We start from the raw sequence: 13995 nt of genomic DNA on the forward strand, positions 1-13995 counted from the left end.
TATGTCTTACATCATACAATTTATATTTGCATTTTTATCAACTACTGGCTTTGCTGTTTTTTTTAATATACCTAAAGATTCTGTCGTTAAGTCTAGCCTCTGTGGCGCAATAGGCTGGCTAGTATATATTATTTCGACTAAGTTACTCTCCTCTACAATAGGTGCAACGCTTATAGCAGCCATAACAGTAGGTTTAACAGGTGAGTTTATGGCAAAAAAATATAAAAAACCTGCTACCATATTTACAATACCGGGCATTATCCCATTAGTTCCTGGAGCAGGAATGTATTACACAATGCTAGCTGTAATTGATAAAAACTTTATTGATGCAGCAGAATCAGGTACGGAAGCTATATTTATTGCTATCGCTATTGCAGTAGGAATAATAGTATCTTCATCATTCAGTAGAGCTTTAATCAAATATAAAATGAAAGAATCTAAGTAATTTGCTTGTTATATTAACAAATAGCCTTTAGAACTTGTATTCATAAAGGCTATTTTTACTGTATATCTTCATATTTTATTCATTTAACTACTTAATTTAACTACTTAATTTAACTATAGTTACCTTTACTTTGTATACTTAATCATGGTTTCTATTAGATTATCTAAAACTTCATCTTCTCCTTTGTTCTCAAGATGTTTTTTTAAGCAGTCTTTCATATGACTTTCTAAGATAATTCCTCCAACTTTATTAAGTGCTGCTCTAGCAGCTGCTATCTGTATCAAAATATCTCCACAGTACTTTTCTTCATTTACCATTCTTTGTATTCCTTTAATCTGGCCTTCAATTCTTCTAAGTCTTTTTAAGATATTATCAGTATTATTTTTTTCTTTAATAGTCTCCACCCAGACACCTCCCAAAGTATATCTGATAAAAACAAGTTTGATTAGTTATTTATTATTCTAATCATTTCAATAATAGCTTTATTTCTCATTTTGACTTTTTTATCAATTATCCTTAGAATAATATAAGATAATCCTAGAAATACTAAGCCTACAATAAAACCATATGATTCATAATTTGAATAACCAGCAGACATGAAAATATTTATACCAACTATAATTCCGATTATCATAGCAAATAACGGTATCAAATATACAATTGCAGCAGATTTTAAAATCTGACTTGTTTGTGCTCTTAATTCCACATAGTCTCCAGGTTTAGCACCAAGAGTATTTTTGATTTCCAGTGAAATACCAGGTGTTTTACAACTTGAGCTACATGAAGCACAGCTTCCTCCACATGCTGATGCCCTACCAACTACTACCATTGCTGTGTTCCTATTTGTATTAACTACAAGCCCAACTTGTTCCATTACTATACCTCCATTTAATTTGTTATAAATTATTTATACCCAAAATATCTTTAATAACCTCAGAGGCAATAATTAAACCAGCTACTGAAGGAACAAATGATACGCTTCCAGGAATTTGTCTTCTCACAGAACATGTTCTATCCTTATTTGGACAAATACAATCTGTTTTACAATTACCACCAACGCTCTGTGGTGTTATAGGTACTTCCTTTGAATATACAACTTTTAGACTTTTAATGTTTCTATTTCTAAGCTCTTTTCTCATAACTTTTGCTAAAGGACATACACTAGTTTTATAAATATCCGATACCTCAAGCATAGTTGGATTTAACTTATTACCTGCGCCCATGGCACTAATAATTGGTATATTTCTGCTTTTACATCTCTCAATTAAATCTAGCTTAGCTGAGACCATGTCTATTGCATCTATTACATATGTGTAATCGTCTTCTAATAACCTTTCAGCACTATCACTATTATATAGTTCCTTATGTGCAACAACTTTTACTTTTGGATTGATTTCTAAAATGCGGTCCTTCATAATCTCTACTTTAGGTTTTCCTATAGTTTTTCTAGTAGCATGAATTTGTCTATTTATATTTGTTAAGCAAATATCATCATCATCAACAAGTACAAATGAACCTACTCCGCTCCTAACAAGAGCCTCAACTGAGAAGCTACCAACTCCCCCAATACCAAATACAGCTATTTTACTTTCTTTCAGCTTTTGTAATCCTTCTGTACCTATTAACATCTCTGTACGTGAAAAAGAGTGCAGCATATATTACATCTCCTTATATAAATATTATATTATTTCATTTTATTAGCCAAATAAATAATAGCATAGTTTTAATTTTGTATCAATAATGTAGTATTTATACTTTAAAGAAAAAGTAAATAGAATGTATGGACTTTTCATGTATCTAGGTAAAACTTCAGTTTATCATAATATATTAAAAAATAAAGCTTAAGGCTCAAAACATTCTAGAGCCCTAAGCTTTTAGCCTTTCATTATTCATTTAATATAGTACTTACATGTATCTCCGATAACTGTGCATCTGTTAATGCAGTTGGCGCATTTGTAAGTAGACATGTTGCACTTTGTGTTTTAGGGAAAGCTATAACATCTCTTATGTTGTCGCTGCCTGTAAGAAGCATTACTAGCCTATCAAATCCATATGCTATTCCGCCGTGTGGTGGTGCTCCATACTTAAATGCTTCTAATAAAAATCCAAACTTATCCCATGCTTCTTCCATAGTAAATCCTAGTGCTTTAAACATTCTTTCTTGTAGCTGAGAGTTATTTATTCTAATACTTCCCCCACCTATTTCATCTCCATTTATTACAATATCATAAGCCTTTGCTCTTACCTTTTCTGGTGCTGTTTCTAATAGGTCTATATCTTCATCTACTGGATGAGTAAATGGATGATGTTTGGCTACATATCTATTTTCTTCTTCATCAAATTCAAATAACGGGAATTCAGTTATCCAAACTAATTTATATTCGTCATTCTTTATTAAATCAAGTCTCTTAGCCACTTCTACTCTTAAGCTTCCTAATGATGCAAATACCACAGATGGTTTATCAGCAACTATTAAAATTAAGTCACCCTTTTGTGCTTCCATCTTTTCAATTATTCCAGTTAGCTCTTCTTCTTTCAGGAACTTAGCTATAGGCGATGTGATACCTTCATCAGTTATTTTAATCCATGCCAATCCCTTTGCTCCGTATGTCTTAACAAAGTCTTCAAGCTGAGAAATATTTTTTCTAGTAAATTCATCTCCATAACCATTAATATTAATTGCTCTCACATCTCCACCATTCTTAATAGCATCACTAAATACCTTAAATTCACTATCTTTGACTATTTCAGACAAACATTTGATTTCAAAGCCAAACCTCAAGTCTGGTTTATCTGAACCAAATCGGCTCATAGCCTCATCGTAAGTCATTCTATCTATCGGAAGAGATATTTCTATTCCCTTTAGCTCCTTAAATATTTTATAGATTAGCTTTTCATTTAATGCCAACACATCTTCTATATCTACAAAAGACATCTCAATATCTATTTGAGTAAATTCAGGCTGTCTGTTTGCTCTTAAATCTTCATCTCTAAAGCATTTAACTATCTGATAGTATCTATCCATGCCTGATACCATTAGAAGTTGCTTAAATAGCTGTGGTGACTGTGGTAATGCATAGAATTTTCCTGGATTAACTCTGCTTGGCACTACATAGTCTCTTGCGCCTTCTGGAGTAGGCTTTGTTAACATTGGCGTTTCAACTTCTACAAAATAGTTTTCGTCTAAGAAATCTCTTACTAACTTTGCAGCTTTATGTCTCATTCTTAAATTACTTTGCATTGAAGGCTTTCTTAAGTCAAGATATCTATATTTTAGACGCATGGATTCTGCCACATCATCATTATCCTTAATATAAATAGGTGGCGTCTCTGCTTCATCTAATATTTTAAGTTCTTCTACGAATACTTCAATTTCACCCGTTGGTAATTCTTTATTTATAGATTGTCTCTTGTATACTTTACCTCTAACAGCTAACACATATTCACTTCTTATGATTTCTGCTTTATTAAAAGTTTCTTCTGAAATATTGCTATCAAATACAATTTGAGCTATACCAGATGTATCCCTTAAATCTACAAAAATCAGCGACCCTAGATTCCTTCTTTTTTGAACCCATCCCATTAATACAACTTCTTGCCCTTCGTTTTCTAATCTAAGACTTCCACACATGTGTGTTCTTCTTAATTTTCCCATTGACTCTCCCATAACACTACCTCCCTAATCTAGATTTCAATTCATCTATTAAATTTACTAAAGCAACTTCTTGCTGTTCCCCGGAATGCATATTTTTTAGTGATACTACTCCTTTATCTACCTCATCATCACCAATTACTATTGTATATTGAGCTTCGAGTTTATCAGAATATTTAAATTGAGCTTTTATACTTCTACCTAGATAATCCTTATCAGCTGATATTTCATTTTTTCTAAGGTCATTTAATAGCCTAAATGCCTCTTTATCAGCCTTTTCTCCTATTGTAACTATAAATATATCCAAACCTTTTTCTTTAGGTATTTCTATTCCATTATTCTCTAGTGTAAGTAATAGTCTTTCTATCCCCATTCCAAATCCAACAGCAGGTGTTGAAGGACCTCCAAGCTCTTCTACAAGTCCATCATATCTGCCTCCACCACATACTGTACTTTGAGAACCTATTTCATTGGAAATAAACTCAAATGCAGTTTTAGTATAGTAGTCTAATCCTCGTACTATCTTAGGGTCTACATTATACTTAATATCTGCTAATTCTAGGTACTCCTTAACCTTTTCAAAATGCTCATTACATTCATCACATAAATGATTAATCATAATCGGAGCATCTAGTATCTCAGCTTGGCATTTTTCATTTTTACAATCTAATATCCTCATAGGATTTTTTTCATATCTTGATTGACATGTTTCACAAAGGTTGTGAAGCTTTTCTTCTAAGAAATTTCTTAGCTTAATATTATATTCCGTTCTACATTTCGAACAACCAATACTATTAATATTTAAGCCTATGCCATCTACATTAAGAGCCTTATAGAAGTTATATACAAGAGCCATTACTTCCACATCTACAGCAGGTTGATCACTTCCGAACACCTCTATACCAAATTGATGAAACTCTCTTAGCCTTCCAGCCTGTGGTCTCTCATAACGATAACATGGAGTAATATAGAAAAACTTTAACGGCAATGGCCCTGAATATAGCTTATGTTCTATAAGTGCTCTAACTACTGGCGCTGTTCCCTCTGGTTTCAAAGTTATGCTTCTACCTGCCTTATCTTCAAAAGTATACATCTCTTTTTGAACTACATCTGTTGTCTCTCCTACTCCTCTTTCAAAAAGCTCTGTATGCTCAAAAACTGGAGTCCTTATTTCTTTGTAGCCAAAGCTCTCACATACTTCTCTAAAGACTTTCTCTAGGTACTGCCATTTATATACTTCTGTTGCTAACACATCTTTAGTCCCCTTAGGAGCCTTTGTCAACATATTTCTTCCTCCTCAATTACTTACTTTATTTAAAAAATAAAAACACCTCCATCCTTGCCAAATAACTTGACAGGGACGAGAGGTGTTATTTCCCGTGGTACCACCCTTATTGGATATTTATAAGATAAATATCCCGCTTTATACCATTAACGCTGGCTAACGTATATGTCTACTGGTTTTCAACATATCTACTCCAGGATGTCTTCGCTAAATATTAGTATCGAATTCCCACCAACATCGACTCTCTTTAACTAAGTGATTTAACTACTCTTTCCATTCATAATATTTATATATTGCTTATAATTATAGTTTATGTAAATATTTATGTCAATGTTTTTATATAATTTTCCTTTCTCTGTACCATCTCTTCAACTCTATCTATGAATTCCCTTAAATCTTTTACATTTGGTACTCTTTCTATTCTATTCTCATTTGGATAATAGATTTTGGTTATGCCTCCTGCGCCAACTGCTATAATTGTTTGCTTCTCTTCCATAATTAATATATTGTATATACATTCCTTACCTGGCTTTGAATACCCCACATTTTCAAAGTTTCCAAGAATTTGTTTTTGTCTATACATATAATAAGGATGCATATCCATACTTTCTGCATATTGTCTCGTAATTGATAACATTTCTTCTATTGTATTTTGAGTTGTTAAGGAATATTCATCTAAGTTTTCCTTCAATCTTGATGCTCTCTTTATTGCCATTGTATGAACTGTTAGATTTTCTGGATTAAGGTTTATCAGCTCATTCATAGTTGCCCTTACTTCTTCTGGTCCTTCCTCAGGTAATCCAACTATAATGTCCATATTAATAGTTTCAAATCCTATATCTTTTGCTAATTTAAAAGCATCTATTATATCCTGTGGAGTATGGTCTCTACCAATTAAAGATAATGTTTTTTCACACATAGTTTGAGGGTTTATGCTTATTCGCTTTATCCCATTATCATGAAGCATTAAAAGCATATCCTTATTTATAGTATCTGGTCTTCCTGCTTCTACAGTAATTTCCCTAATATCATTTTTATTAAATGCCTCATATATACATTTAATAATTTTGTCTAAGTTTTTTACAGGCAGTGATGTTGGTGTGCCACCACCAATATATACAGTATCTATTGTCCTATCCTTTAAAAGGTCCTTCGTTTTATGTATTTCATAAATAAGTTTATCCGTATAAGAATCTACTAAACCCTCGTATTTACTTATAGGATTAGATAAAAAAGAACAATAAAGACACCTAGTTGGACAAAATGGTATATTTACATATAGGCTAAATTTATTATAATCAACAGTATCTATAATTCTCTTCTCAGCTAATGCAATATCTAATGTAAGATTGGCCTTACTTTCATGTAGCTTATATTCCTTTGTTAATATATTTTTAATTTGTTTTACTCCAACATCCTTCCCTAGCAAATCGTGAATTATCTTTGTAGGTCTTATACCAGTTAAAACTCCCCAAGGAACTTTTATTGAGCTAATTTTAGATAATGCATTATAGATGGATTGCTTAACTGCAAGCTTAGTTATCTTGCCTTTATTATTCTCTTTTATATCAATTTTAGAAATATCTTCTATAGTATCTCTAGAAATAATCTCTTTCCCTTTATATATAACTGTACTTACATAGGTTCCATTCTCAGTGTTAGACAATGAGCTTACTATTAAATAAATATTTTCATCAGTAAAAGCTTTATTTTCAATAAACTTTATAGATGCATTAAAATAGAATACTTTTAACAATTCATTTACTTCATATCTAAAATCATGTCCCTCTAAATATACAAAAATCATTTTAGTCCCCTTGTAATTCAACATCATATTCGCTATAAAGCTTAACTAAATAAGATTTTGAAATCTTTAATTCGTTTGCCAACTCAGAATCATTCAATCCCATTTCTTTTAGTCTTACTAAATTCATTGTATCTATATTATCTAAAAAACTATACTCACTATGGCTAATGTTAAAATTTTTCATCTAAAAGCCTCCCAAAGTTATTTGATATTATTCTTCCACATATCTTTGAGAGTATTCTAAGTTTTATCTTTTGACGAAAGGATTAGTTATTTTCTCAATCCCAACTTTAGTTGCTGCCCCATGCCCAGGTAAAATAATGGTTTCATCACTATGAGTTAGTAATTTGTTATTTATTGATTCTATAATAGTATCATAGGAGCCTCCATAAAGGTCTGTTCTTCCAATTGAACCTCTAAATAAGGTATCTCCTGTGATTAAATAATTTTCCACTTTTAAGCTTATTCCCCCCATTGTATGGCCAGGTGTATGAATAACTTCTATTATTAGATTCCCAACCTTTAAAACATCTCCGTCTTTAAGTAATTTATCTGGTTTTATACTTATTTCATTAGTTGACATAGTTGTTGTAAGATTAAGTTTTGGATCTAATAGCATTTCTTCATCCTTCTCATGAATATAAACAGGACATTTAACTAAATTTAATAGGCCTGGTATTCCTGCAATATGGTCACCATGTCCATGGGTCAAAGCTATACAATTAATATTGAATCCTAACTCTTTGGATTTTTTTATTATTTCCTCTGGCTCCCCACCTAAGTCTACTATCATAGCTTCTTTTGTATCTTCACACATTACAATATAGCAATTTGCTGCATAAACTCCTAGTGGTAATCTTTCAACAATCATAAAAATCCTCCTAAAAATCCTTCTTACTATCTATTATTATAGTCACTGGCCCATCATTGATTAAAGATACGTCCATATGTTCGCCAAAAACACCATTTTTAACGTTAATACCATAGGTCTTACACTTTTCAACGAATTTCATATAAATATTATTGGCAATATTTGCAGGTGCTGCATTCATAAAATTAGGTCTCTTACCTTTTCTAGTGTCTCCAAATAGTGTAAATTGTGATACCACAAGTAATTCTCCATTAACATCTAATAGAGAAAGATTCATTTTATCATTTTCATCTTCAAAAATTCTGAGATTAACTATTTTATCACTTAAATAGTTAATATCTTCCTCTGTATCATCATGACCAACACCTAATAATACTAGTAGTCCTTTGTTAATTATGCTCACCATTTCATCATTTACTCTAACATTTGCCGTTGAAACTCTCTGTATTACTGCTCTCATTTAAATCTCCCTTCTAGGTAATAACTCTGTACACATCGATGACTCCTTCAAGTCTCTTCATCTTTTTCATTAACTCTTTCAATTGCTCAATATCTTTTATCTCTAAGGTCATGTTTATAAGAGCTGTCTTTTCCTTACTTGTTCTCGCATTTAAGGATGTTACTGCAAGCTTCATATCCGCTAATAGCTGAGTAATTTCAGTTAATAGACCATATCTATCACTAGCTTTAATTTGTATCTCTGCTTGATAAGAAGTTCTCTTATCTGTATCCCATTCAACATCGATAAATCGCTCTTGAATCTCTAAGCTTTTGACATTAGGACAATCGCTTCTATGAACAGAAACTCCTCGTCCTCTAGTAATATATCCAACAATCTCATCACCAGGAACTGGACTACAGCATTTTGAAAATCTAACTTTTATATTATCTACACCTTTTACTGATATTCCTTGAGTTGGTTTGTATTCCTTTTTGGAAACTATAGTGTTTATCTGCTTATCTATTGTCTCTTGCTCATCTATTTTTTGATTATAATATTCTTTATAGTTTTCTTTTAATTTATTAATCACTTGAGATAAAGTAATACTACCATATCCTATTGCTGCATATAAGTCATCTATATTATTTAAACTAACCTTTTTAGCTATTGATTTCAGCCAATCTTCCTTAAGTAGTTCTGTTAGTTTAAACCCTTGTCTTCTGGCTTCTTTTTCTAGTAGTTCTTTACCCTTAATTACATTTGAATCTCTTTCTTCTTTTTTAAACCACTGTTTTATCTTACTTTTTGCCTGACTACTTATGACAATTTTAAGCCAATCCCTACTTGGTCCACTACTACTTGAAGAAGTTAATATCTCTACTATATTTCCATTTTTTAATTTAGAATCTAAAGGTACTATTCTACCGTCAACCTTTGCTCCAACACAATTATTACCTACTGCCGTATGAACTCTATATGCAAAATCTAAAGGTGTTGAGCCTGCAGGAAGATTTATGACATCTCCTTTAGGAGTAAATACAAAAACTTCGTCAGTAAAAAAATCTATTTTCAAAGATTCCATGAACTCTTTAGGATCCTTAAGCTCTTTTTGCCACTCAAGAAGCTGCCTTAACCATGTTAATTTACTTTCAAAGCCATCAGTTTTACTTATTCCTTCTTTATATTTCCAATGGGCAGCAATACCATACTCTGCAGTTCTATGCATTTCCCAAGTTCTAATCTGTATCTCAAAAGGTTCTCCTTGTGGTCCGATAACTGTAGTATGCAAAGATTGATACATATTTGGCTTGGGCATTGCAATATAGTCCTTAAATCTTCCGGGAATTGGTTTCCACAAAGTATGAACTATACCAAGTACTCCATAACAATCTTTGACCGAATCCACTATAGCTCTTATGGCAGTAAGGTCAAAAATCTGTTCAAAAGTTTTATTTTGATAGACCATCTTTTTATATATACTATAAAAATTCTTCGGCCTACCGCTTATGTCGTTTTCAATTTCCATTTCGTCTAGCTTTTCTTTTAATATTTCTATTACATGTCTAATGTATGCTTCTCTTTCTCTTCTCTTTTTAGATACCTTATCTACTAAATCATAGTACCCTTCTGGATCAATATATCTTAAAGAAAGATCCTCAAGCTCCCACTTTATTGTTGAAATACCCAATCTATGTGCTATAGGAGCATAGATCTCTAATGTTTCTAAAGCTTTTTCCTTCTTTTTTGCATCAGACATATATTCAAGAGTCCTAATATTATGTAGTCTGTCTGCTAGTTTTATAATAATAACCCTTATATCCTTTGACATGGCTATTACCATTTTTCTCAAATTTTCAGCCTGTGTCTCCTGTTTAGTTCTATATTTCAATTTTTTTAGCTTTGTAACTCCGTCAACTAGATTGGTTATTTCTTCACCAAATTCTTTAGCTAAGGTTTCAAAAGTTGTATCAGTATCTTCAAGAACATCATGCAAAAGTCCCGCAGCAATTGTTGCGGTATCCATATTTAACTCTGCTAAAATCAGGGCAACATTGAATGGATGAACAAAAAATCTTTCACCTGAATTTCTTAGTTGTCCATCATGAGCAGTTTCAGAAAATCTATATGCTTTGATTATTAAGTCTAAGTTCCCATGAGGATTATACTCTTCTATTTTTTGAATTAATTTCTCTAACAATTCTCTCAACCTCTCGCTAAAGTCTAGTTTCGAAAAAATTATATAAATATAGTATAACAGATTGATCCGTTTAATGAAATAATAAAAAACAAATTATCATTTTTTCTTCAATTTGTTATAAAACAGCCCAAAATAGGGCTGTTAATTATTATTGAAGTTGCCTTCTTATTCAAACTTCACTAATGAAAATACATCATAATCTGAAAGTGCTTTTCTGCCATTAATATCTTCAAGCTCAATAAAAAATCCAACAGATACTACCTCTCCGCCTAATCGCTCAATCATTTTACATGTTGACAATGCAGTACCACCAGTTGCAAGTAAGTCATCGATTACAGCTACTTTTTGCCCCTTTTCTATAGCATCCTTATGCATTTCCAATTTATCTGTACCATATTCAAGCTCATATTCAAAACTAATAGTCTCTGAAGGAAGCTTGCCAGGTTTTCTTACAGGAACAAATCCAACTCCAAGCTCGTATGCAAGAGGTGCACCTATTAAGAATCCTCTTGCTTCAGGTCCTACGATGACATCAACATTCTTATCTCTTAGATGCTTTGCCATTTCCTTAATGCAAGAATTAAACGCTTCCTTATCCTTTAATACAGTTGTTATATCTCTGAAATTGATTCCTTCCTTAGGAAAATCTAAAATGCTTCTAATTTTACTTTTAAAATCCATTATGCTTCCTCCTCTAAAATAAAAATTTGAGTTTTTCTTTTAAACTTATAATTTCATTGGGTATATGATTTAATTTGTCATAAATTAGAACACTAGTTATATCAATTTTATTATTAGGTTTTTTGAATAATTTTACAAATAAAATTCCATGTTTAATAGTATAGTCTAATAGTTCTGCTCCTTTTAGTATTTCAAATATAATTATTAGCTTAAACCTGTTAATATTGATACCCATTTTAATAGACAATGATTCCAAATATTTGTCTATATCAATCTTTAGATAATCTTCTTTTCTAGATATGAGAGTTTTATAGACTAATCTAATATGGGCAATGTCAGGCAATAGTTCTTCTATAAAACATCTATTAACTTTAAAATCCTCTTCAACTAATAAGATTTTAAAGTTATTATGTTTAAAAAAATTTATAGTATTGATCAGATAACTTTGTGCAAAACACATATCATACATAATAACTTTATCGTACCTAGTTTTATCAATATAATCTAAATTAGCATTAATTATAATATTGCACAACTTATGTTCCATTGGTTTATTATAGCTAATGCCAACTTTTCGAATAAAATCTCGCCCTTCATACTGCATTACATCAAGTAATCCAGACAAATTCAAAAAATTATTAATGATAACCAGTACACTATTATTTTCCTTGATACTATCTACTATGTATCCTATTCTTTTATATTTATCTGAATATTCTACAGTTGTATTTAATAAATCAATTTCTAATTCTGTACCATATACTTCAATGTCCTTAATTCCAAATAAAAAAGAATTAATATAATCGTCAGATTTGCATAACTGTTCTTCGTATGAAATGATAATATCTTTTATTAGTAGTTGAACACATTGCTGACCTAGGTAGTCATTTACATCCAAAGATACAACTAAATCAATTTCTTGACCAACTTTTAAGATATTAAAATATCCTCCAAAATTAAAGCCAATACAGTCTATAGATTGGTTATTTTTCTCTACAGCTAGCTTCAAATGCCTGCCATCTTTCCCAACTGTTCTAATTGTCTTTATTAAAGCTTTTCTCAATAGAAAGCTTGGACTAGGATTATCTATACCAAATGGTTCTAGTGACTCTAGCTCATAGGCTGTTTCTAATTGAATTTCTTCAACATCAATCTCCGCATCAACAATGGTCTGTGGTATAAAGTCTACATCGTCAAGAATTCTATCTGCAATATCATTTATTTTCTTTCTAAATTCTTGTATATTATTTTTCGCTATTGTAAGACCTGCTGCTTGGCTGTGTCCGCCAAACTTCACAAGTAGCTCTTTACATTTGCTTAAATTTTCATATAAATTAAATGTTGATATGCTTCTAGCTGAACCCCTTCCTTCATTTCCTTCAATAGATATGAGGACACTAGGTCTGTGGTATTTTTCTGTTATTCTAGAACTTACTATACCTATAACTCCATTGTGCCAGTTTTCAGAGGCTACAACTAAAACTTTTTCTTTTTCCAAATCAATTTCCCTATTAATTATTTCTTCAGCTTCTTTTAAGATTCTTGCTTCAATATTCTGTCTTTCTAAATTTTCTTTATCTAGTATCTTGGCTAGCATTAGTGCTTCACTATATTCTTCGGCAATAAAGAGGTGGACGGCATACTTTGCCATTCCAATTCTACCTATAGCATTAATTCTCGGACCTATTACAAAACCAATATGTCCGCTTGTAACTTCTTTATTAATAAGACCAGTAACCTCTAATAAAGCTTTAATTCCATTATTACTAGTATGTTTAATCATATTAAGACCATTTTTAACTATAATTCTATTTTCACCTGTCAGCGAAACCACATCAGCTACAGTACCTATTGCTACAATAGGCAGTATGCTCTCATAGTCTATATCTATATTTAGCCTTAAAGCTAAAGCTTGTATAAGTTTTAAGGCCACTCCCACTCCAGCTAGTTTGGTATATGGGTACTTGTTGTCAGCACGATTAGGGTTAATGACTGCTACTGCATCAGGTAGTTTCTCACCACATGCATGATGATCAGTTATTATTAAATCTATTCCTATTTCTTTACAATGTTCAGCTACTTCAAAAGACTGTATTCCACAATCAACACTTATTATAAGCTGTCCTTCCCTTTCTCTAATATAATCAACAGCTTCATTGTTAAGTCCATAACCTTCAGACATTCTATTAGGAATATAAAATTCTACATCATTATATAAGGCTTTGAGAAAAATAATGAGTATAGATGTACTAGTTACTCCATCAACATCATAGTCACCATATATCCAGATTTTCTCTTTTTTATAAATAGCACTAGTGATTCGTTCTACGGCTAATTCCATATCCATTAATAAAAAAGGGTCAAAAAAGTTTTTAATATCTGGGTTTAGATAATCCTCAGCTTTACTTAAATCAAATATTCCTCTATTAGCCATAACCTTTGAGGTAAGTCTTGAAATGCCAAGACTTTTACTTAATTTATCTACTATTAGCTTGTCATTTTCAGCAACCTTAACAAGACTATTGAACTTTATCATTTGCTCACCTACTAATAGAAATACATTATAATTATATCTTATACTAAAATACTGTTCAACAGCAACTAAATTTCTTATA

At 31.4% G+C, this 13995-nt stretch carries 13 protein-coding genes and 1 other annotated feature; of the genes, 1 reads left to right on the plus strand and 12 read right to left on the minus strand.

Annotated features, from left to right (window positions below; all coding sequences use genetic code 11):
* Position 1: 1 nt before the first annotated feature.
* Entirely contained in the window at positions 2-445 is a 444-nt protein-coding gene (locus tag DW1_RS09800; RefSeq protein WP_074350441.1) for a threonine/serine exporter family protein, read from the plus strand.
* 125 nt (positions 446-570) lie between these two features.
* Here DW1_RS09800 and DW1_RS09805 read toward each other — a convergent pair whose 3' ends face one another.
* The 12 genes from DW1_RS09805 to recJ all read right to left on the minus strand — a co-directional run.
* Positions 571-849, minus strand: coding sequence for a metal-sensitive transcriptional regulator (locus DW1_RS09805; RefSeq protein ID WP_074350442.1), 279 nt, complete (start codon positions 847-849; stop codon positions 571-573).
* 41 nt (positions 850-890) lie between these two features.
* Entirely contained in the window at positions 891-1319 is a 429-nt protein-coding gene (locus DW1_RS09810; protein ID WP_074350443.1) for a SoxR reducing system RseC family protein, read from the minus strand.
* Positions 1320-1341: 22 nt separating this feature from the next.
* Positions 1342-2100: a tRNA threonylcarbamoyladenosine dehydratase gene (locus DW1_RS09815; protein WP_074350444.1), complete on the minus strand. Its 759-nt coding sequence runs from the start codon at positions 2098-2100 to the stop codon at positions 1342-1344.
* A gap of 230 nt (positions 2101-2330) precedes the next feature.
* The gene (aspS, locus tag DW1_RS09820) at positions 2331-4112 is read right to left on the minus strand and encodes an aspartate--tRNA ligase (protein ID WP_074350445.1); all 1782 of its coding nucleotides are present in this window, start codon (positions 4110-4112) and stop codon (positions 2331-2333) included.
* A gap of 4 nt (positions 4113-4116) precedes the next feature.
* Positions 4117-5382 carry a histidine--tRNA ligase gene (hisS, locus tag DW1_RS09825; protein WP_074350446.1) on the minus strand — a complete coding sequence of 422 codons (1266 nt, stop codon included), beginning with the start codon at positions 5380-5382 and terminating at the stop codon, positions 4117-4119.
* A gap of 68 nt (positions 5383-5450) precedes the next feature.
* Positions 5451-5672 (minus strand) — a binding site (T-box leader).
* A gap of 32 nt (positions 5673-5704) precedes the next feature.
* Positions 5705-7189 carry a coproporphyrinogen dehydrogenase HemZ gene (hemZ, locus tag DW1_RS09830; protein WP_074350447.1) on the minus strand — a complete coding sequence of 495 codons (1485 nt, stop codon included), beginning with the start codon at positions 7187-7189 and terminating at the stop codon, positions 5705-5707.
* 1 nt (position 7190) lies between these two features.
* Entirely contained in the window at positions 7191-7373 is a 183-nt protein-coding gene (locus DW1_RS09835; RefSeq protein ID WP_074350448.1) for a hypothetical protein, read from the minus strand.
* 63 nt (positions 7374-7436) lie between these two features.
* Positions 7437-8060 carry an MBL fold metallo-hydrolase gene (locus tag DW1_RS09840; protein ID WP_074350449.1) on the minus strand — a complete coding sequence of 208 codons (624 nt, stop codon included), beginning with the start codon at positions 8058-8060 and terminating at the stop codon, positions 7437-7439.
* Between the two features lie 10 nt (positions 8061-8070).
* Positions 8071-8520 (minus strand): D-aminoacyl-tRNA deacylase, encoded by a 450-nt coding sequence (gene dtd / locus DW1_RS09845; protein ID WP_074350450.1) that lies wholly within the window; start codon positions 8518-8520, stop codon positions 8071-8073.
* A gap of 13 nt (positions 8521-8533) precedes the next feature.
* Positions 8534-10699: a RelA/SpoT family protein gene (locus DW1_RS09850; protein WP_074350451.1), complete on the minus strand. Its 2166-nt coding sequence runs from the start codon at positions 10697-10699 to the stop codon at positions 8534-8536.
* A 165-nt stretch (positions 10700-10864) separates the two neighbouring features.
* Positions 10865-11380, minus strand: coding sequence for an adenine phosphoribosyltransferase (locus tag DW1_RS09855; RefSeq protein ID WP_074350452.1), 516 nt, complete (start codon positions 11378-11380; stop codon positions 10865-10867).
* 13 nt (positions 11381-11393) lie between these two features.
* Positions 11394-13995 (minus strand): single-stranded-DNA-specific exonuclease RecJ (recJ, locus tag DW1_RS09860; protein ID WP_207647961.1); only part of this gene is annotated, 2602 nt, incomplete at its 5' end.

It is taken from the genome of Proteiniborus sp. DW1 (assembly GCF_900095305.1).
In the GTDB taxonomy this organism is placed as follows: domain Bacteria; phylum Bacillota; class Clostridia; order Tissierellales; family Proteiniboraceae; genus Proteiniborus.

Coding starts and splice junctions, on each gene's coding strand:
- DW1_RS09800 (WP_074350441.1), top strand. CDS start 2: ATGTCTTACATCATACAATTTATATTTGCATTTTTATCAACTACTGGC.
- DW1_RS09810 (WP_074350443.1), bottom strand. CDS start 1,319: ATGGAACAAGTTGGGCTTGTAGTTAATACAAATAGGAACACAGCAATG.
- DW1_RS09815 (WP_074350444.1), bottom strand. CDS start 2,100: ATGCTGCACTCTTTTTCACGTACAGAGATGTTAATAGGTACAGAAGGA.
- aspS (WP_074350445.1), bottom strand. CDS start 4,112: ATGGGAGAGTCAATGGGAAAATTAAGAAGAACACACATGTGTGGAAGT.
- hisS (WP_074350446.1), bottom strand. CDS start 5,382: ATGTTGACAAAGGCTCCTAAGGGGACTAAAGATGTGTTAGCAACAGAA.
- hemZ (WP_074350447.1), bottom strand. CDS start 7,189: ATGATTTTTGTATATTTAGAGGGACATGATTTTAGATATGAAGTAAAT.
- DW1_RS09835 (WP_074350448.1), bottom strand. CDS start 7,373: ATGAAAAATTTTAACATTAGCCATAGTGAGTATAGTTTTTTAGATAAT.
- DW1_RS09840 (WP_074350449.1), bottom strand. CDS start 8,060: ATGATTGTTGAAAGATTACCACTAGGAGTTTATGCAGCAAATTGCTAT.
- dtd (WP_074350450.1), bottom strand. CDS start 8,520: ATGAGAGCAGTAATACAGAGAGTTTCAACGGCAAATGTTAGAGTAAAT.
- DW1_RS09855 (WP_074350452.1), bottom strand. CDS start 11,380: ATGGATTTTAAAAGTAAAATTAGAAGCATTTTAGATTTTCCTAAGGAA.